General features: G+C 63.9%; 17 protein-coding genes. 11 read left to right on the forward strand and 6 right to left on the reverse strand.

From position 1 onward, the window contains the following. Positions 1-906 precede the first annotated feature (906 nt). From GM909_RS21075 to GM909_RS21095, 5 genes are read right to left on the reverse strand one after another with little or no spacing between them, the layout of a single operon-like run. Positions 907-2,112, reverse strand: a complete 1,206-nt coding sequence (locus tag GM909_RS21075) for a molybdopterin molybdotransferase MoeA (RefSeq protein ID WP_157019195.1) — start codon at positions 2,110-2,112, stop codon at positions 907-909. Between the two features lie 2 nt (positions 2,113-2,114). Continuing rightward, positions 2,115-2,609 (reverse strand): cyclic pyranopterin monophosphate synthase MoaC, encoded by a 495-nt coding sequence (moaC, locus tag GM909_RS21080; RefSeq protein ID WP_157019196.1) that lies wholly within the window; start codon positions 2,607-2,609, stop codon positions 2,115-2,117. 10 nt (positions 2,610-2,619) lie between these two features. After that, positions 2,620-3,438, reverse strand: a complete 819-nt coding sequence (gene trpC / locus GM909_RS21085; RefSeq protein ID WP_157019197.1) for an indole-3-glycerol phosphate synthase TrpC — start codon at positions 3,436-3,438, stop codon at positions 2,620-2,622. Positions 3,439-3,442: 4 nt separating this feature from the next. Next, positions 3,443-4,462, reverse strand: a complete 1,020-nt coding sequence (gene trpD / locus GM909_RS21090; RefSeq protein WP_157019198.1) for an anthranilate phosphoribosyltransferase — start codon at positions 4,460-4,462, stop codon at positions 3,443-3,445. A 10-nt stretch (positions 4,463-4,472) separates the two neighbouring features. Beyond that, complete coding sequence (locus GM909_RS21095; RefSeq protein WP_157019199.1) at positions 4,473-6,362, reverse strand: peptidylprolyl isomerase; 1,890 nt, start codon at positions 6,360-6,362, stop codon at positions 4,473-4,475. Positions 6,363-6,511: 149 nt separating this feature from the next. Between GM909_RS21095 and tpiA the strand changes: the two genes are divergently transcribed. The 4 genes from tpiA (at position 6,512) to GM909_RS21115 (ending at position 10,799) form a co-directional block, all read left to right on the forward strand. Beyond that, positions 6,512-7,276 (forward strand): triose-phosphate isomerase, encoded by a 765-nt coding sequence (tpiA, locus tag GM909_RS21100; RefSeq protein WP_157019200.1) that lies wholly within the window; start codon positions 6,512-6,514, stop codon positions 7,274-7,276. Positions 7,277-7,433: 157 nt separating this feature from the next. Beyond that, positions 7,434-7,856, forward strand: coding sequence for a preprotein translocase subunit SecG (gene secG, locus GM909_RS21105; protein WP_157019201.1), 423 nt, complete (start codon positions 7,434-7,436; stop codon positions 7,854-7,856). Between the two features lie 215 nt (positions 7,857-8,071). After that, positions 8,072-9,022, forward strand: coding sequence for a cation diffusion facilitator family transporter (locus tag GM909_RS21110; protein ID WP_157019202.1), 951 nt, complete (start codon positions 8,072-8,074; stop codon positions 9,020-9,022). Positions 9,023-9,170: 148 nt separating this feature from the next. Further along, entirely contained in the window at positions 9,171-10,799 is a 1,629-nt protein-coding gene (locus GM909_RS21115; protein ID WP_157019203.1) for a CTP synthase, read from the forward strand. A 116-nt stretch (positions 10,800-10,915) separates the two neighbouring features. Here GM909_RS21115 and GM909_RS21120 read toward each other — a convergent pair whose 3' ends face one another. Next, positions 10,916-11,740 carry a D-alanyl-D-alanine carboxypeptidase family protein gene (locus GM909_RS21120; protein ID WP_157019204.1) on the reverse strand — a complete coding sequence of 275 codons (825 nt, stop codon included), beginning with the start codon at positions 11,738-11,740 and terminating at the stop codon, positions 10,916-10,918. Between the two features lie 260 nt (positions 11,741-12,000). On the opposite strand from GM909_RS21120, the gene GM909_RS21125 reads away from it, so the two are divergent. The 7 genes from GM909_RS21125 to GM909_RS21155 all read left to right on the forward strand — a co-directional run bounded on the left by GM909_RS21125 (position 12,001) and on the right by GM909_RS21155 (position 18,666). Continuing rightward, a complete protein-coding gene (locus GM909_RS21125) occupies positions 12,001-12,891 on the forward strand; it encodes a VOC family protein (protein ID WP_157019205.1) in 891 nt (296 codons plus the stop codon). Beyond that, the gene (gene kdsA, locus GM909_RS21130) at positions 12,888-13,724 is read left to right on the forward strand and encodes a 3-deoxy-8-phosphooctulonate synthase (RefSeq protein ID WP_157019206.1); all 837 of its coding nucleotides are present in this window, start codon (positions 12,888-12,890) and stop codon (positions 13,722-13,724) included. The genes GM909_RS21125 and kdsA overlap by 4 nt, the downstream gene beginning before the upstream one ends. Before the next feature lie 68 nt (positions 13,725-13,792). Then, positions 13,793-13,996 carry a dodecin family protein gene (locus tag GM909_RS21135; RefSeq protein ID WP_157019207.1) on the forward strand — a complete coding sequence of 68 codons (204 nt, stop codon included), beginning with the start codon at positions 13,793-13,795 and terminating at the stop codon, positions 13,994-13,996. A gap of 238 nt (positions 13,997-14,234) precedes the next feature. Continuing rightward, the gene (eno, locus tag GM909_RS21140; protein ID WP_157019208.1) at positions 14,235-15,509 is read left to right on the forward strand and encodes a phosphopyruvate hydratase; all 1,275 of its coding nucleotides are present in this window, start codon (positions 14,235-14,237) and stop codon (positions 15,507-15,509) included. Between the two features lie 152 nt (positions 15,510-15,661). After that, entirely contained in the window at positions 15,662-15,988 is a 327-nt protein-coding gene (locus GM909_RS21145; RefSeq protein WP_157019209.1) for an FtsB family cell division protein, read from the forward strand. Between the two features lie 180 nt (positions 15,989-16,168). Next, on the forward strand, positions 16,169-17,209 hold the full coding sequence (gene pdhA / locus GM909_RS21150; protein WP_157019210.1) for a pyruvate dehydrogenase (acetyl-transferring) E1 component subunit alpha: 1,041 nt from the start codon (positions 16,169-16,171) through the stop codon (positions 17,207-17,209). A gap of 14 nt (positions 17,210-17,223) precedes the next feature. Then, positions 17,224-18,666, forward strand: a complete 1,443-nt coding sequence (locus tag GM909_RS21155) for a pyruvate dehydrogenase complex E1 component subunit beta (RefSeq protein WP_157019211.1) — start codon at positions 17,224-17,226, stop codon at positions 18,664-18,666. The last annotated feature ends 11 nt before the right edge of the window (positions 18,667-18,677 follow it).

Consider the following 18,677-nt stretch of genomic DNA (forward strand, 5'->3'; position numbering starts at 1 on the left):
GCCGACAAAACCGACACCTCGTTCATTGCCATCATCCATCTCGCAGCCGCCGTCATAAATTCACGATGAATCTCAACAGGCCTTAGTCCAGGGGAAGCGGGAAAACGAAGTAATCGATGCCTTCTATGCGGACTGCCGTACGCTTTCGTTTGCTGGCAACGATCCGCTGTTCTGGGTTCAAAGGTCTATATGCGCCATGCAAGGCGGTCAGTTTGACATCTCAAACCGTTTTGTTGAGACAGCATATGGGCTGGCAGAGAAGATGAGGAGTTTTGACACATATCAAATCGATAACCACACCGCTCGACTGTTGCTCTCGCAGTCCCTTGAAGAAGGTATAAGTCCCAACTGAGATAGGGAACAGCATGCACAGTCACTGTTGAGGTCGGTACTGGCACGAAAATCCGATGATCTATATCATCCTCTTTCCGTAATGCGTCTCTATGCAGATCTAGTAGACAAGTGGGATGATTGTATGTCGACCGCCCAGAGATCGGCATTGAAGAAGATTATCGACGAGGCTGTGAAGAGTATCGCCGGATTTCGACAAACAGGACGATTTAGAAATTTGCCGGGCCTTCAAGAACGGCTGGCTGCGGCTAGTAGGCGCCTCGCAAATCAGGCTATTTGATCTAATGTCATCACAGTAACGCCTATTAGACGTAGCGCCGATCGGGAGCCGCCATGGGGTGGACGCCTAGACGACGGGCGTCGTATATTCAACCAGCCGGCCATTCAATTCATGAAAAACGATACCTGTGTCGCGTGTCCCCATCGCAGTCTCAGCGGTGTTTCCGAGCGCTCATATTCGGCCGTTCCCGGCCGTTCCCAGCAAATCCCGGAATTGCCTGATTATTCCCGGTCAACGACAATTAATTACGGAAGGTACAGCGCAGCGATATACTGTCAGCGAAGCATGAGCAGCCGGCAGGGTTCGCCGTCTCGCGCCGGCGGGGCGTGCGGCGGGCGGATGATCAGCGCCCGGGCATCGGCGAGGATCCTCAGCATGGAGGAATCCTGGATTGGCGCGGGGGTCGCCACCAGCCGGCCGGCCTCTTCGTTTATGGTGGCGCGCAGATAGTCCTGGCGGTGATCGTTTGCCGGCACCGGTTCCGCCAACACCCCGGGGCGGATATCGGGCCGCTCGTCGCGGCCGGCAAGGCGCGCCAGGAGCGGCTTGAGGAAGACATGCGAGCAGACAAGGCTGGCGACCGGATTGCCGGGCAGGCCGAGAATGCGTCGCGTGCCGAGCCGCCCGGCCATCAGCGGCTTGCCTGGACGCATGGCGATCTTCCAGAAATCCATCGCCGCGCCCTTTGCCGTCAGAACGTCATGGACGAGATCGTGGTCGCCGACCGACGCGCCGCCGAGCGTGACGATCACGTCGGCCTGCGCACTGACCGCCCGGTCGACAGCGGCCGCGATGGCATGGCGCTCGTCGGGCGCGATGCCGAGATCGAGCGTGCGCGCGCCCGCGGCGCGGGCCAGGGCGGCCACGCCATAGGCGTTGGAGGAGACGATCTGGCCGGGCCCCGGTTCGCTGCCGGGGGGCCTGAGTTCGTCGCCGGTCGCCAGGATCGCGACGAGCGGCCGGGCAACCACCTGCAGCCGCTCGTGATTGGCAGCCGCCGCGAGCGACAGGGCGGCCGGATCGAGCCGGCGCCCGTTGCCGAGCAGCAACTCGCCTTCGAGAAAGTCGAGCCCGCGCGGACGCACATTGCGGCCCGGGTCGACCGGCTCGAGAACCTCGATCACGCCGTCTTCGATCATGCGGGCGTTTTCCTGGATGAGCACGCTGTCGGCGCCTTCTGGCACCGGCGCGCCGGTCAGGATGCGCACGGCTTCGCCTTCGCCGACCGTGCCGTCGAAGGGGTGTCCGGCCGGTGCCGCGCCGACGACCCGCAAGCGGGCACCGGGTTTGTCGGTGTCGGCGGCGCGCACGGCAAAGCCGTCCATGGCCGAGGCGTTGAACGGCGGCTGGGTGCGCTGCGCGTGAAGCGTTTCGGCCAGGATGCGGTCGGCACAGTCGGCAAGCGGCAGGCTTTCCGCGCCGAGCCGGTGGGCGCCGGTCAGAAGCCGCTCCAGCGCTTCCTGGACCGGGACCAGGCTCATGGTCAGGCCCCGTCGGCGCGCCAGGCGCCCGACTTGCCGCCGGACTTTTCGAGCAACCTGACATTGGTGATGGTCATGCCGCGGTCGAGTGCCTTGGCCATGTCGTAGATGGTCAGGCAGGCGACGCTGGCGGCTGTCAGAGCCTCCATTTCCACGCCCGTCTGTCCCGTCACTTTCGTCATTGCGCGCACGCGCAGGCCCGGCAAGGCCTCGTCCGGGTCGATGTCCACCGTCACCTTGGTCAAGAGCAGCGGATGGCAGAGCGGCACCAGTTCGTGGGTCTTCTTCGCCGCCATGATGCCGGCGATGCGTGCCGTCGCCAGCACATCGCCCTTCTTGGCGTTGCCGGCCATGATGGTGTCGAGGGTTTGCGCCTGCATGACGATGGAGCCCTCCGCGACGGCGACGCGCTCGGTTTCGGCCTTTGTGCCGACATCCACCATATGCGCTTCGCCTGAGGCGCCGATATGGGTAAGCGTGGCGGGGCGACGCGTCATGACAATACCTTTACACCGCGTGCGCGGCCTCCGCTGCATCCCCTGTCAGAAGGGTCCGGGTCGCCGCGGCCACGTCGTCCTGGCGCATCAGGCTTTCCCCGACGAGAAACGCGTTGATGCCGTGCGTCGACAGATCGCGGCAGTCGGCATGGGCAAAAATGCCGCTCTCGCCGACCAGGATGCGCTCGGCGGGCGCCAGGCGGGAAAGCCGGCGCGCAGTGTCGAGGCTGACCTCGAAAGTGCGCAGGTTACGGTTGTTGATGCCGAGAAGCGGCGAGGAAAGCTTGAGCGCGCGCTCCATCTCGGTTTCGTCGTGAACTTCCACAAGCACGTCCATGCCGAGCTCGAAGGCGGTCTCCTCCAGGGCCCGCGCCTCATCGTCGGTGAGGCTCGCCATGATGATCAAAATGGCGTCGGCGCCCCACAACCGGGCCTCGAAGACCTGGTAGGGTTCGAACATGAAATCCTTGCGCAGCGCGGGCAGGGCGGTCGCCGCGCGCGCCGCCGTCAGAAACTCCGGCGTGCCCTGAAAGGACGGTGCGTCTGTGAGCACGGACAGGCAGGCCGCGCCGCCCGCCTGGTACGCTTCGGCCAGTCGCGGCGGATCGAAGTCGGGGCGGATCAGGCCCTTCGACGGGCTGGCCTTCTTGATCTCGGCAATCAGCGCGAATTCGCCTTTCGCAATCCTCGATCTGATGGCTTCGGCAAAGCCGCGCGGCCGGTCGGCATCGCCGAGCCGCGCCTTGATCTCGGCCAGCGGCAGCCGTGCCTTGGCGGCGGCGATCTCCTCGCGTTTATAGGCCGCGATCGTCTTGAGAATGTCGGCCATCGCCTCAGCCCGCCTTGCTGTTGGAGACGGCGACGAGCCGCTCCAGTGCCGCCGCTGCCTTGCCGCTGTCGATCGATTTGGCGGCAAGCGCGATGCCGTCTTTGAGGCTCGCGGCCCGCTCGGCCACGACGAAGCCGGCGCCGGCATTCATCAGCACGATGTCGCGATAGGCATTGCGCTCGCCTGAAAGCACGCCCTTGAGCGCGCGCGCATTGTGCTCGGCATCGCCACCCTTGAGTTGGGAAATGGAAACGCGCTTCAGGCCGACTTCTTCGGGCGTCACCGTGAATTCGCGCACTTCGCCGTCCTCGAGTGCGGCCACATTGGTTTCGCCGGCCGTGGTGATCTCGTCGAGCCCATCGCCATAGACGACCCAGGCGGCTTGCGAGCCGAGCGTCTTCAGCACCTCGGCGACCGGCCGCACCCATTCGGCGGCATAGACGCCGACCATCTGGCGCTTGACGCCGGCTGGATTGGACAGCGGACCGAGCAGGTTGAAGATCGTGCGCGTGCCGAGTTCCACCCTTGCCGGTCCGACATGCCGCATGGCCGCATGGTGTTTGGGCGCGAACATGAAACCCAGCCCCGCCTCGCGGATGCAGGCGGAGATCTGCGGCGCGTCGATCTCCAGATCGATGCCCAGGCAGGCCAGCGCGTCGGCCGCTCCCGAACGCGAGGACAGTGCCCGGTTGCCGTGCTTGGCGACCGGCACACCGCCGCCGGCGATCACGAAGGCGGCACAGGTGGAGATGTTGTAGGAGCCGGACGCATCGCCGCCCGTGCCGACGATGTCGATTGCGTCGTCGGGCGCCTCGACGCGCAACATCTTGTCGCGCATCGTCGCCACGGCGCCTGAAATCTCGTCAACCGTTTCTCCGCGCACCCGCAGCGCCATCAGGAAGCCGCCGATCTGCGCCGGGGTCGCTTCACCCGACATGACAATGTCGAAGGCCTCGCGCGCCTCCTCGAAGGTCAGGGGGGCGCCGTTGGCGACCTTGGCGAGATGTGATTTGAGATCACTCATCCGACCGGCCCTAGAAGCTCAGCGCCTGCTGCATGGCATTGCGGTTGACGGTCACCGCATATTCGCCCTGCAGGCGCGCCACGAGCTGGTCGAGCAGGTCGTCGGCCATGCCGGATTGATATTCCGTGCGGCCCTCCGGCGGAACCGATTCCGCGCTCGCTCCGGCCGGCTCGAAGACTTCCGCCACCATGAAGACGATCTGATTATCACCAGTCGGGCCGGGGACGACCCCGCTGTCGCCTTGCCCGACGCCGAACACCGCCGTGACACCGGCGGAGCCCAGCTCCGGATCGTCGACGCCGCGCCGCACGCCGCGTTTGATCTGCTTTTCAAGCGAGAGTTCGGCCGCGATGGTATCGAGGCTCGTCCCGTCGGCGATCTGCTTTTCGATTTCGCGCGCCTTGGCCGAGAGCCGCGACGCGATCTCGGCCGACGTCCAGTCGGCCACGACCCTGTCGCGCACCTCGTCGAGCGCGCGCTCGCGCCGCGGCGTGACGTCCTTGACCTCGTAGAACAGGAAGCCGGACGAGCCGATGTTGATAGCCGGATTCTCAATATCCGCTTCGGTCTCGAAGGCTTCCTTGAGCAGCTGCGCCGATTCGGGAAGGTCGTTCAGTACCGTTCCGTCGGGCGTCTGGCCGGACCTGTCGACCGCATCGACCGCGACGGCTTCGAGCCCGAGGCGGCCTGCCGCTTCCTCGATCGTCTCGCCGGCCGCACGGGCATCCTCGTAGCGGTCATGCACGTCGAGCAGAACCCGGCTTGCCTCCGCCAGAGCCAGTTCGTTGCGGATCTGATCGGCGACCTGGGGCAGCGGCTCCATGGATTCCGCCACGATGTCGGTCACGCGCAGGATGAGCGGCCCGAAGGCACCGTCGACGACGCCGCTGACCGCATTTTTCTGCAGGTCGAAGGCCACTTCGGCGACGGCCGGATCGCCGACGCGCGACTTTTCGATTCGCCCGAGCTTCACATCGTCCATCGACTTGCCTTCGCTGGCCACGATCTCCTCGAAGGATGCGCCGGCGCTGATACGCTCATGCGCCTGTTGGGCCGCTTCTGTGGTGGCAAATACGAGTTGCTCGATCTCGCGGCGCTCGGGCGTCGTGTAGGCGCTTTGGCGCGATTCGTAATCCTCTCTGACCTGCTCGTCCGTGATGGCGGCCGGATCCGCAATGTCGTCAGGCTCGAGCTTCACATAGACGATCTTGCGGTATTCGGGTGCCTCGTAGCGCGCCTTGTTTTCCTCGAACCAGGCCGAAAGGGCTTCCTTCGAAGGTTCCTCGATCGGCTGGACCAGCGAAGGGGGCAGGGCGAGGAATTCAACTGTGCGGTCCTCGCCCTGATAAAGGGCGACGGCGCGCAGGAACGTGTCCGGCACACTCATGCCGTCGGACACGGCTTCCACGATCTGCTGGCGGATCGCAACCTGCTCGCGGTTTTTCAGATAATCCTCCGGGCGCATGCCGACCTGGCTGAGAACGAACTCGAACTGATTGCGGTCGAATTGCCCGGAGGGGCCGCGGAAGGCGGGATCTTCCGCCGTGAGTGCCGCGATACGGTCCTTGGACAGGCCAAGTCCCATCTTGCGTGCCTGCTCGTCCAACACCGCGCCGGCCACGAGCTGGCTCAGCACCTGGGCATCGATGCCGAGCGCGGATGCCTGCTCGCGCGTGATGCGGCTGCCGAAGCGCTGCGACATGAGGGAAATCTGGCGGTCATAGGCGAGCCGGTAATCCATCGCCGACACTTCCGTGTCGCCGGCCGCCACCACGGTGGTGGACCCCAATCCGCCGGTCATCTGTCCCGAAATGCCCCAGACGGCGAAGCTCAGCACCAGCAGCAGAAGGAGAAGCTTCGCCACCCACGTTCCGGCGGCCTTTCGAAGTGAATCAAGCATGTATCGTCCGCGTCTCGTTTGCGGCCGCTCAGTTGCGGCGGCCCGACGCGAAGCAAATAGCGTTCTTGGCCGCCAGTGTCGATTGCTTTATGCCCGCAATTTGGTAGGCAGGCTGCCGGCCGGAGGGGCCACAAGCGAGGTTACGCCGCATGACGAAGCGAAACCGCCCGCTGGTCGCGGGCAACTGGAAAATGAACGGCACGGCCGCGTCGCTCGACATGTTGGGCGCGATCGGCAAGGCATTTGCCGAAGGTCTCGATAAACAGGCCGAAGCATTGATCTGTGTTCCGGCGACGCTGGTTCACCGGGCCCACGCAGCCGTGTCGGGCCTTCCCGTCGGCATTGGCGGCCAGGATTGCCACGCCGCGGCGAGCGGTGCGCATACGGGCGACATCTCGGCCGAGATGCTGAAAGACGCCGGGGCCGCCCATGTCATCGTCGGTCATTCGGAGCGTCGCACCGACCATGGCGAGACCGACGAAACGGTCGCCGCCAAGGCGGAAGCGGCCTGGCGCGGCGGATTGATCGCGATCATCTGCGTCGGAGAGACGCGGGAAGAGCGCGAGGCGGGCCGGGCGCTCGACGTGCTGTCGCGTCAGATCGTCGGATCGGTGCCGGCCGCCGCCAATGCGCAAAACACGGTCGTGGCCTACGAGCCGGTCTGGGCGATCGGAACGGGGCTGACGCCGACCCTCGACGATGTTGCAGACGCCCATGCCCACATCCGCGCCGAGCTGACGCGTCGGATCGGGCAGGAAGCGGAGGCGATGCGCATTCTCTACGGCGGATCGGTCAAGCCGTCCAATGCGGGCGAATTGCTGGCGCTCGATGATGTAGATGGCGGGCTGATCGGCGGTGCGAGCCTCAAGGCGGACGATTTCATCGCCATTGCGGAAAGCTTGACTGTCCGGTAACGAGGCGGTGCTGATTGCCTTGCGGCACGACCTTGCCCATATAGAAGACGGGACGCGGGGCATGCCAGGCTTGGAAATAAGCCAAAAGGCGTGTATTGAGCCGCGTCTCGATCTCGGCGGCGCCCGAAATTCTCACTAAACAATCACGGACGGCAACATGGATACCGTGCTCATTGTCATTCATCTCATGGTCGTGCTCGCCCTGGTGGGCGTCGTCCTGCTGCAGCGCTCGGAAGGCGGTGGGCTCGGTATCGGCGGCGGTTCCGGCTTCATGACGGCGCGCGGCGCGGCCAATGCGTTGACGCGGGCAACGGCGATCCTTGCTGCAGCCTTCTTTGCCACGTCGCTCGGCCTTTCGCTGATGGCGCGCTACGGCGAACAACCGACCGACATTCTCGACCGGCTCCCCGCGCAGAGCGGTCAGCAGCAGCAGCAGGAAGGCGGCGAGGGCGTTCTCGACCAGCTTGGCGGTTCGTCCACACCAGAAGCTCCCACGAGCGATGGCGCGGATGAAGGCGCTGCCGCTCCCTCGGACGTTCCCGCGCCGGAGCAGCCCGCCGAAATCCCGAGCGCCCAGTAACGCGCTACCATTGCTGACATTTTTCGGGGGTGGCTGGTTCGACCGGCCACCCTTGTTCTTGGGTGCAGCGCAAGTGGACCATCAACAGCAGATTGGCCAAGGGCGGCGATTTCCCTCTATACTGGCAGCGCTCATATGTTGACCGCCGACCCGGCTTTGCGTCATCGGGCAGCGGAGATTGCAGCGATATGGGTGAAGCTGAGAGGGGCAGACAGATGGCGTCACAATCCGGCTCCCGCCTGGTCATCTACGCGGCGCTCATCGGCAATTTCCTGATCGCCGTCACGAAATTCGTTGCCTCCTGGATCACCGGTAGCTCGGCCATGCTGTCGGAGGGTGTGCATTCCCTCGTCGACACCGGCAACGAGTTGCTGCTTCTCCACGGCTTGCGCCGCTCCGAGCAGGCGCCCGACCGCACGCATCCGTTCGGCTATGGACGCGAGCTCTATTTCTGGTCCTTCATCGTCGCGCTGCTGGTCTTCGCGCTGGGCGCGGGCGTCGCCTTCTACGAGGGCGTCACACATATCCTCGACCCCGAGCCGGCCGACAATGTGACGGTCAACTATGCGGTGCTGGCCATATCGGCCGTCTTCGAAGGCGTAAGCTGGTGGATCGGTCTCAAGGAGTTCAACCGCCGGCGCGGGCGGCTGGGCTTCTTCGAAGCGGCACGGCAAAGCAAGGACCCGAGCGTCTATACCGTGCTTTTCGAGGACAGCGCCGCGCTTCTCGGTCTCGCAATCGCCTTTCTCGGCATCCTGTTCGCGCAGCTTCTCGACATGCCGCAACTGGACGGCGTGGCGTCGATCGGCATCGGCTGCGTGCTGGGCGCGACCGCGGTGTTCCTGGCGCGCGAGAGCAAGGGGCTGTTGATGGGCGAGCCGGCGCTGCCACAGGTCGAGCGTGCCTTGACGGCGATCGTCGAGACGGATGCGGCGGTGGAGAGGGTGAACGGTATCCTGACGGTTCATCTCGGCCCCGAGCAGATCGTTGCCGGCCTGAGCGTCGAATTCGAGGACCGGCTCGACGCGACCGAAATCGAGGCCTGCGTGGAACGGCTGGAGGCGCGATTGCGCCGCGAGATACCCGCAATCACCGCCTTCTTCGTCAAACCGCAGACGGCGCGCGGGTGGGCGAGGCGGGCAATGGCGCTGGAGGATGGCCGTTGATCCCGGTCAGGCCACGGGCACGAAGGAGTCGGCCACTACGGGATCGGCGCGTTCCCGTATTTTTGCATGGGGGCTATTCGCCAAAATGGATGGAGGACGCAATTTTGCACTGGCGGAATCAATTCGCGCGCGCTAAGCCCTAACTCCCATGGCGCGATATGTATTCATCACTGGCGGCGTGGTTTCTTCCCTCGGAAAAGGCATCGCTGCGGCAGCACTTGGGGCTCTCCTGCAGGCACGCGGATACCGCGTGCGCATCCGCAAGCTCGACCCCTATCTCAACGTCGATCCGGGCACGATGTCGCCCTATCAGCATGGTGAGGTCTTCGTTACCGACGACGGGGCGGAGACCGATCTCGATCTTGGCCATTATGAGCGCTTCACCGGGCGCTCGGCCAACCAGCAGGACAACATAACCACCGGCCGCATCTACCAGAACATCATCGAGAAGGAGCGGCGCGGAGATTATCTGGGGGCCACGGTCCAGGTCATCCCGCACGTCACCGACGAGATCAAGAATTTCGTCCTGGAGGGCAACGAGGACTACGATTTCGTCCTGTGCGAGATCGGCGGCACGGTCGGCGACATCGAGGCCATGCCGTTTCTCGAGGCGATCCGTCAGCTCGGCAACGATCTGCCGCGCAACAACGCCGTCTATGTCCATCTGACCCTGATGCCGTGGATTCCGGCGGCGGGCGAGCTCAAGACCAAGCCGACCCAGCATTCGGTGAAGGAACTGCGCTCCATCGGCATAGCGCCCGACATCCTGCTCGTGCGCGCCGACCGGGATATCCCGGCCGACGAGCGGCGCAAGCTCTCTCTGTTCTGCAATGTGCGCGAATCCGCCGTCATCCAGGCGCTTGACGTGGCGCATATCTACGATGTGCCGATGGCCTATCACAAGGAAGGGCTCGACACGGAAGTGCTGGCCGCCTTCGGCATCGACCCGGCGCCCAAGCCGCGCATGGAGCGCTGGCAGGAGATCACCCAGCGCATCCATCATCCCGAAGGCGAGGTGACGATTGCCGTGGTCGGCAAGTATACCGGCCTCAAGGATGCCTATAAGTCGCTGATCGAGGCGCTTTCGCATGGCGGCATGGCCAACCGCGTGCGCGTCAAGCTCGACTGGATCGAAAGCGAGATCTTCGAGAAGGAGGACCCGTCTCCCTGGCTGGAGAAGGTGCACGGCATCCTGGTGCCCGGCGGCTTCGGCGAGCGTGGATCGGAAGGCAAGATCCTGGCCGCCAAGTTCGCCCGCGAGCGCAAGGTGCCATATTTCGGCATCTGTTTCGGCATGCAGATGGCCTGTATCGAGGCCGCGCGCTCGCTGGCCGGCATCGACAAGGCATCCTCGACCGAGTTCGGGCCGACGCCGGAGCCGGTGGTCGGGCTGATGACGGAATGGCTGAAGGGCAACATGCTGGAAAAGCGCACCGCCGCCGGCGATCTCGGCGGCACGATGCGGCTGGGAGCATATGAGGCGCGGCTTGCGGAGGGGTCACGGATCGCCGGGATCTATGGCGGCACGCAGATTTCCGAGCGCCATCGCCACCGCTACGAGGTCAATATCGATTACAAGCAGCGGCTGGAGGAGTGCGGGCTGGTCTTCGGCGGCATGTCGCCCGACGGCGTCCTGCCGGAGACGATCGAATATGCGGACCATCCCTGGTTTATCGGCGTGCAGTACCATCCGGAGCTGAAAAGCCGGCCTTTCGAGCCGCATCCGCTGTTTGCAAGCTTCATCGAAGCTGCCGTGGAGCAGTCGCGACTCGTCTGAGGCCCGGCGCGCATATCTTTGCTTCAAACGTTTCCGTTTGAAGCGAACGCGCGCCAGATCAATATGCTGGAGCATGTACCTTTCGCCCAAACGATTCCGTTTGAGCGGGACATGCTCTATCGCTGCACCGATTTGGGCAGGTACCGCCGGACAAGCTCTTCCATATAGGCATTGCGGCTGTCGGCCGTCTTCCCGCCCATCACCACGGCGACAACGCGCTTGCCGTCCTGATCGACGGAGGCGGCGAGATTGTATCCGGAGGCGCGGATATAGCCGGTCTTGATGCCGTTGGCGCCGCGCACGGTCTCCAGGATGTCGTTGTGGCCTTTGATGGTCCGGCCATTATAGGCGAAGACGCGCTTGGCGAAATAGTCGTAATATTGCGGAAAATCGCGCCGCAGCGAGATGCCGAGCCGCGCCATGTCTTCCGCCGTCGTGACCTGCGCGTCGTCGGGCAGGCCGGACGCGTTGCGAAACCGTGTCCGGTTCATGCCGAGCGCGCGCGCCTTCGCCGTCATCATCTCGGCGAAGCGTTCCTCCGTTCCGCCCAGATATTCGGCCACCGCGCAGGCGACGTCATTGGCCGATTTGACGACCAGGGCCGTGATCGCGGCCTCGGCGTCGATGCTGTCGCCGGAGCGGAAGCCGATTTTCGAGGGTGGGCGGCGTGCCGCTTGGGCAGAAATCGGGATCTGTGTGTGGAGAGACATGCGGCCCTGCTGCATTGCCTCGAACATCATGTAGAGCGTCATCATCTTGGTCAGCGATGCGGGATAACGCTCCGCCGTCGCGTTGTAGGCATACATGACGCGGCCGGTGTTGCCGTCAACCACGATGGCTGCGTGTTTCGGCGAGTCCGGCACTTCCAGCGCCGCCGGTTCGAGCACCTGGCTCGTCGTGCAGGCCGTCGCAATCAGGCCAGCAAGGATGAGTGCAACCATCCGCGGCCATATGTGCCCGTACGCAAAAATTCGGAATCCCCTCTCCACAAGGCCCATATCCATCTCGCCGGCCCGAACCGGCGCCCTCATGCCTGTCGCGTTCCCCCGCCAAACCAATGGCCCACATTCTTGCCATGGTTGATCGGTTTCGGCAAAAGCCAGTTGTGGTCAGTCCACAGACAGGTGACCGTGAGGCGCGAACCGGCATTGCGCGGCGATGGCCGCTTGAACATGCCGTCCAATCGGTGCAAAGCATCCGCATGACTTCTGCTGAGACATCGCCCCGTTCCATCGACCACCTCGTCTTGCCGACTGCGCGGCTCGACACGGCACGTGAAAGGTTGAGCGCCCTCGGCTTTACCGTGGCGCCCAACGGCGTACACCCCTTTGGGACCGAGAATGCTTGCGTCTATCTGGCGGACGGCACCTTTCTGGAGCCGCTGATCGTGGGCGATGCCGAAAAGGCCCGTGAGGCAGTCGGGGCCGGCAATGTCTTCGTCGCCCGGGACGAGGAATTTCGCCGGCAGGTCGGCGAGGAGGGGTTTTCGGCGCTGGTCTTTGCAAGCGATGATGCGCGCGCCGATCACAGCGCCTTTGCCGATGCCGGTATGTCGGCAGGCGAAATGCTCGCCTTTTCAAGGCCCTTCGTCGACGGTGTCGGCCGCGCCGACACCGCGTCCTTCCTGCTCGCCTTCGCCGCGATCGGCGAAGCCGCGCCCTTCTTCTTCGCCTGCGAACGCGTCAATGCGCCCGATGTCGACCGTGCGTCGCTCGAGCGCCATGACAACGGCGTCGTCTCGATCGCCGGCGTGACGATCGTGGCGGACGATCCCGATCGCATCATCGGCAAGGTGGCGACCATCGCCGGGGCGGCGCCGGGGAATGCGGTAGAAAGCCGGCGGTTGGAACTGTCTGGCGGGGCGGTGATCGACGTCGTCGATCCCGCGGCCTTTGCCCGGCACACGGGGACGAACGCGCCGCGCATTTCCGGTTTCGCGCTGGCGGCGGTGACCTTTCGCGTCGCCGATCCGGCCGTCGCCGAGCGCCTTTTGAAGGCCAATGGGATCGGCTGCGAAAAGCGGGGCGGAAGCCTCATCGTTCCGGCTGCGGCCGGTCAGGGAGCCGTCTTCATGTTCGAGGAAGTGCAATGAACGCGCCACATTCGACCGTCACCGTTGGCAATGTTGCTTTCGACAACAAGGCGCCGCTGGCCTTGATCGCCGGGCCCTGCCAGATGGAATCGCGCCAGCATGCCTTCGACATGGCCGGCGCACTGAAAGACCTGACCCAGACGCTCGGTATCGGTCTGGTCTATAAATCCAGCTTCGACAAGGCCAACCGCACGTCGCTCGGCGCTACGCGCGGCGCTGGGCTGGAAGCGGCGCTGCCCGTGTTCGCAGACCTGCGCAAGGAATTCGGTCTACCGATCCTGACCGACATTCATAACGAGGAGCAGTGCGCCCTCGTTGCCGAAGTAGTCGACGTCCTGCAGATCCCGGCCTTCCTGTCGCGCCAGACCGACCTGCTGGTCGCGGCGGCGAAGACCGGCAAGGTGGTCAACGTCAAGAAGGGTCAGTTCCTGGCGCCGTGGGACATGAAGAACGTCATCGGTAAGGTGACCGAGTCCGGCAACTCCAATGTCCTGGTGACCGAGCGCGGCGCATCCTTCGGCTACAACACGCTCGTCTCCGACATGCGTGCCCTGCCGATCATGGCCGATATGGGGGCGCCGGTGATCTTCGACGCCACCCATTCCGTGCAGCAGCCTGGCGGGCAGGGTGGTTCCTCGGGTGGCGAGCGGCGGTTCGTGAAGACGCTTGCGTCGGCCGCTGTGGCTGTCGGCGTCGCCGGCGTCTTCATCGAAACGCATCACGATCCCGACAATTCGACTTCGTCGGACGGCCCCAACATGGTGCCCCTGAAGGATATGCCGGCACTGATCGAAAAGCTCATGGCCTTCGACAAGGTCGCGAAGGGAAGCTGATGCCGGCGGTTGAGCTTGCGCTTTGCCGGCTGTAGGCTTTGCCGAGCGGGGGACGATGGGAGGATACCATGACAGTCGCCCGCGTTACCGAGATCACGGCGGATTCGGACAAGAGCTTCGAGGATGCCGTGGAAAAAGGCGTCGCCCGTGCGGTCAAGACGCTGAAGCACGTCTCAGGTGCCTGGATCCAGGAGCAAAAGGTCGTCGTCGAGAACGGCAAGATCACCGGCTACCGGGTCAATATGAAGGTGACCTTCATCCTGATGGACTGAACGGCCGATCCCGGCCCTCGTCGTCGGCGGTGCCTGCCGGGTGCCGCTGACCCGCGGTGACGCGGTGTCGGCAAGCGTGATTTGCTCTTATTGCCTGCGTAACACGATCGTGTCGCCTGCTGCCATTCCAAAGGCATTGTCGGCGCCGGCGAATCTCGGGCGCGCGGATTGTATTTTCGCGGTCATTGAGTAAGACGGGCACGGCTTTTCCAACCAGTTGAAGCGAGGGATCTTCGAGATGACCGCCATCGTTGACATTACCGGCCGCGAAATACTCGACAGCCGCGGAAATCCGACCGTCGAGGTCGATGTCGTGCTCGAAGACGGGGCGACGGGCCGCGCGGCGGTCCCCTCCGGCGCCTCGACCGGCGCGCATGAGGCGGTCGAACTGCGTGACGGCGGCCCGCGTTATCTCGGCAAGGGCGTTTTGCGCGCCGTCGATGCCGTCAACGGCGAACTGTTCGAGGCCCTTGGCGGTCTCGACGCGGAAGACCAGATCCATATCGATCGCACGATGATCGAACTCGACGGCACGCCAAACAAGAGCCGGCTGGGCGCCAACGCCATTCTCGGCATATCGCTGGCCGTAGCCAAGGCGGCTGCGCAATCGGCCGGTCTGCCGCTCTACCGCTATGTCGGCGGCGCGGGCGCGCATGTGCTTCCCGTGCCGATGATGAACATCATCAATGGCGGTGCCCATGCCGACAATCCGATCGATTTCCAGGAATTCATGATCATGCCGGTCGGCGCGCAAACCCTGCGCGACGCGGTGCGTTGGGGTTCGGAAATCTTCCACACGCTGAAAAAGGGTCTGAAGGACGCCGGCCACAACACCAATGTCGGCGACGAGGGCGGTTTCGCGCCGAACCTGAAGAATGCGCAGGCATCGCTCGACTTCATCATGGCCTCGATCGAAAAGGCCGGCTACCGCCCGGGTGACGACGTCGCCATTGCGCTTGATTGCGCGGCGACCGAGTTCTTCAAGGACGGCGCCTATGTCTATGAGGGCGAGAAGAAGTCGCGCGACCCCAAGGCGCAGGCAAAGTACCTCGCCAAACTCGTCGGCGACTACCCGATCATCTCGATCGAGGACGGTATGGGCGAGGACGATTGGGACGGCTGGAAGATCCTCACCGATCTCGTCGGCAGCAAGGCGCAGCTTGTCGGCGACGATCTCTTCGTCACCAATTCGTCGCGCCTGCGCGACGGCATCCGCATGGGGGTGGCCAATTCGATCCTCGTCAAGGTCAACCAGATCGGCTCGCTGACGGAAACGCTGGATGCCGTCGAGACGGCGCACAAGGCGGCCTACACCGCGGTCATGTCGCACCGCTCCGGTGAGACCGAGGACTCCACCATTGCCGATCTGGCCGTGGCCACCAATTGCGGGCAGATCAAGACGGGGTCGCTGGCGCGTTCCGACCGGCTGGCCAAGTACAACCAGCTCATTCGCATCGAAGAAGAACTCGGCACCCAGGCGAGCTATGCGGGACGGACGATCCTGCGCGGCTGAGGCCGGCAGCGATTCCGGTGTCGAAGGGCGGGACGTTGTCCCGTCCTTTTTCATGTCGAATCGTCCGACGTTTTGCGGCCGTCGCACGCCCATCCTAACCCGCTGTTAAGCACGTCCGCCCGATATTGGCGCAAAGAGGATTGCGTTCAGGCATGTGGACCCGCCAACACAAGAAAAGAAACACCGGGCGCTTCATCGTGCCCGCATTGTCCGTCCTGTTTCTCAGCTATTTCGGCTTTCACGCCTATCACGGCGAATTCGGCATCTATTCGAAGTACCAGCTCGAGGCGCGCGAGGCCGAATTGACCGCGATCCTCGACCGTACGCGCGCCGAGCGCATCCGACTGGAGCGCAGGGTCCAGCTTCTGCACGACGGCACGCTGGACAAGGACATGCTGGACGAACAGGCGCGCCGCGCGCTCAACCTGTCGCATCCCGACGAGGTGACGATCATGAAATCATTCATCGGCGCCAATTAACCGAAATCGGGTTAATTGTTGATATTTGTAATATTTTGAAACATTTGCTGCATGACAGCCATGCGTTTTTCCGCATGGCTCATCGCTCGCCTGCATGCTAGCTTCATGCGGAATTGGGGGGTGCAGCACGCGCGAAACTCCCCGCTATGTCCGTCAAGAGACATGTCCAGGGAGTGAAGCATGGCCGCGACGAAGCGAACGTCTGCGAAATCCAAATCCTCATCCGATTCACCTGTATCCCTCAAAGCGCCGAAGCCGGCCGATTTTACCAAGGAGCAGGAGCTTGACGCCTATCGCGGCATGCTCTTGATCCGCCGCTTCGAGGAGAAGGCGGGCCAGCTCTACGGCATGGGTTTCATCGGCGGCTTCTGTCACCTCTATATCGGCCAGGAGGCGGTCGTCACCGGCCTCAAGATGGCGATCGAGAAGGGCGACCAGATGGTCACCGCCTATCGCGATCACGGCCATATGCTGGCCATGGAGATGTCGCCGCGTGGCGTGATGGCCGAGCTTACCGGCCGCCGGGGCGGCTATTCCAGGGGCAAGGGCGGCTCCATGCATATGTTCTCCAAGGAGAAGAATTTTTATGGCGGCCACGGCATCGTCGGCGCCCAGGTGCCGATCGGCACCGGCATGGCGTTTGCCAATCAGTATCGCGAGAACGCGAATGTCTCGCTGACTTTCTTCGGTGACGGCGCGGCCAATCAGGGCCAGGTCTATGAGAGCTTCAACATGGCTTCGCTGTGGAAGCTGCCGGTGATCTACGTCATCGAGAACAACCGTTATGCGATGGGCACGTCGGTGTCGCGTTCCTCGGCCGAGACGGATTTCTCGCATCGCGGCCTGTCGTTCAAGATTCCGGGCATCCAGATCGACGGCATGGATGTGCGCGCCGTCAAGGCGGCCGGCGAGATGGCGGCCGAATGGTGCCGCGCCGGCAAGGGGCCGATCATCCTCGAAATGCAGACCTACCGCTATCGCGGGCATTCCATGTCCGACCCGGCAAAGTACCGCTCCAAGGACGAAGTGCAGAAGATGCGCTCCGAGCACGATCCGATCGAGCAGGTCAAAAGTCGCCTGGTCGAGAAGACGTGGGCGAGCGAGGACGATCTCAAGGCGATCGACAAGGAGGTGCGCGACATCGTTGCCGATGCGGCCGAGTTCGCGCAGTCCGATCCGGAGCCGGATGTGTCCGAGCTCTACACGGACATCACGCACTGACGGGAGGGTAGCACATGCCGATCGAAATTCTCATGCCTGCACTCTCCCCCACGATGGAAGAGGGCAATTTGTCGAAATGGCTCAAGAAAGAGGGCGACAAGGTCGAACCGGGTGACGTGATCGCCGAAATCGAGACCGACAAGGCGACGATGGAAGTGGAAGCTGTCGATGAAGGCACGCTGGGCAAGATCCTCGTTGCCGAGGGAGCCGAAGGCGTGAAGGTCAACGAGCCGATCGCCGTGCTTCTGGCCGATGGCGAAAGCGCCGACGATCTTTCCCTCCCCCTTGAGGGGAGGGAGGCGAGCGCAGCGAGCAGGGAGGGGTCGCAGAAGTCGGCCGAGGCGTCGGTCGACCCCACCCCGGCCGGCGAGCCGGCCGACCCTCCCCTCAAGGGGGAGGGTAAAGGCGCGAAGGCGCCCGCCGCTCCCAAGAGGGAAGTCGCGGCCGATCCGGATATTCCGGAGGGCACCGAGATGGTCCAGACCACCGTGCGCGAAGCCTTGCGCGACGCAATGGCCGAGGAGATGCGCCGCGACGCGGATGTCTTCGTCATGGGCGAGGAGGTCGCCGAGTACGAGGGCGCCTACAAGATCACGCAGGGCCTTCTCAAGGAATTCGGCGCCAAGCGCGTGGTCGATACGCCCATCACCGAGCATGGCTTTGCCGGCGTCGGCGTTGGCGCGGCCTTTGCCGGGCTGAAGCCGATCGTCGAGTTCATGACCTTCAACTTCGCCATGCAGGCCGTCGACCAGATCGTCAATTCGGCTGCCAAGACGCTTTATATGTCGGGCGGCCAGATGGGCGCGCCGATGGTCTTTCGCGGGCCCAATGGCGCCGCCGCACGCGTGGCCGCCCAGCACAGCCAGGACTACGCCGCCTGGTACAGCCATATTCCGGGCCTGAAGGTGATCCAGCCCTACACGGCGGCCGACGCCAAGGGGCTCTTGAAGGCGGCGATCCGCGATCCCAACCCGGTCATCTTCCTCGAAAACGAGATCCTTTACGGCCATACCTTCGACGTTCCCAAGCTCGACGACTTCGTGCTGCCGATCGGCAAGGCGCGCATTCACCGGCCGGGCAAGGACGTCACCATCGTTTCCTTCGGCATCGGCATGACCTATGCCGTCAAGGCGGCGGAGGAACTGGAAGGGCAGGGGATCGACGCCGAGGTGATCGATCTCAGGACCATCCGGCCGATGGACCTCGATACGGTCATCGAGTCGGTCAAGAAGACGAACCGGCTGGTCACCATCGAGGAAGGCTACCCGCAATCCTCCGTCGGCGATTTCATCGCCAACCAGGTCTCGCAGCGCGCCTTCGACCATCTCGACGCGCCGGTGACGACGATCGCCGGCAAGGACGTGCCGATGCCCTATGCGGCAAACCTGGAAAAGCTCGCGCTGCCCAGCGTGGCGGAGGTCGTCGAGGCGGTGAAAGCCGTCACGTACCGGTCGTAGGGGAGGGCAAG

The sequence above is a fragment of the Mesorhizobium xinjiangense genome (genome assembly GCF_009749525.1).
Taxonomy (GTDB): Bacteria; Pseudomonadota; Alphaproteobacteria; order Rhizobiales; family Rhizobiaceae; genus Mangrovimarina; species Mangrovimarina xinjiangensis.

Excerpts from the sequence above, each read along its gene's own strand:
- GM909_RS21145 (WP_157019209.1), top strand. The coding sequence starts at position 15,662 with ATGTGGACCCGCCAACACAAGAAAAGAAACACCGGGCGCTTCATCGTG.
- trpC (WP_157019197.1), bottom strand. The coding sequence starts at position 3,438 with ATGGCCGACATTCTCAAGACGATCGCGGCCTATAAACGCGAGGAGATC.
- GM909_RS21120 (WP_157019204.1), bottom strand. The coding sequence starts at position 11,740 with ATGGTTGCACTCATCCTTGCTGGCCTGATTGCGACGGCCTGCACGACG.
- pdhA (WP_157019210.1), top strand. The coding sequence starts at position 16,169 with ATGGCCGCGACGAAGCGAACGTCTGCGAAATCCAAATCCTCATCCGAT.
- GM909_RS21155 (WP_157019211.1), top strand. The coding sequence starts at position 17,224 with ATGCCGATCGAAATTCTCATGCCTGCACTCTCCCCCACGATGGAAGAG.
- GM909_RS21095 (WP_157019199.1), bottom strand. The coding sequence starts at position 6,362 with ATGCTTGATTCACTTCGAAAGGCCGCCGGAACGTGGGTGGCGAAGCTT.
- GM909_RS21125 (WP_157019205.1), top strand. The coding sequence starts at position 12,001 with ATGACTTCTGCTGAGACATCGCCCCGTTCCATCGACCACCTCGTCTTG.
- eno (WP_157019208.1), top strand. The coding sequence starts at position 14,235 with ATGACCGCCATCGTTGACATTACCGGCCGCGAAATACTCGACAGCCGC.
- GM909_RS21075 (WP_157019195.1), bottom strand. The coding sequence starts at position 2,112 with ATGAGCCTGGTCCCGGTCCAGGAAGCGCTGGAGCGGCTTCTGACCGGC.
- GM909_RS21115 (WP_157019203.1), top strand. The coding sequence starts at position 9,171 with ATGGCGCGATATGTATTCATCACTGGCGGCGTGGTTTCTTCCCTCGGA.
- GM909_RS21135 (WP_157019207.1), top strand. The coding sequence starts at position 13,793 with ATGACAGTCGCCCGCGTTACCGAGATCACGGCGGATTCGGACAAGAGC.
- kdsA (WP_157019206.1), top strand. The coding sequence starts at position 12,888 with ATGAACGCGCCACATTCGACCGTCACCGTTGGCAATGTTGCTTTCGAC.
- trpD (WP_157019198.1), bottom strand. The coding sequence starts at position 4,462 with ATGAGTGATCTCAAATCACATCTCGCCAAGGTCGCCAACGGCGCCCCC.
- moaC (WP_157019196.1), bottom strand. The coding sequence starts at position 2,609 with ATGACGCGTCGCCCCGCCACGCTTACCCATATCGGCGCCTCAGGCGAA.
- GM909_RS21110 (WP_157019202.1), top strand. The coding sequence starts at position 8,072 with ATGGCGTCACAATCCGGCTCCCGCCTGGTCATCTACGCGGCGCTCATC.
- secG (WP_157019201.1), top strand. The coding sequence starts at position 7,434 with ATGGATACCGTGCTCATTGTCATTCATCTCATGGTCGTGCTCGCCCTG.
- tpiA (WP_157019200.1), top strand. The coding sequence starts at position 6,512 with ATGACGAAGCGAAACCGCCCGCTGGTCGCGGGCAACTGGAAAATGAAC.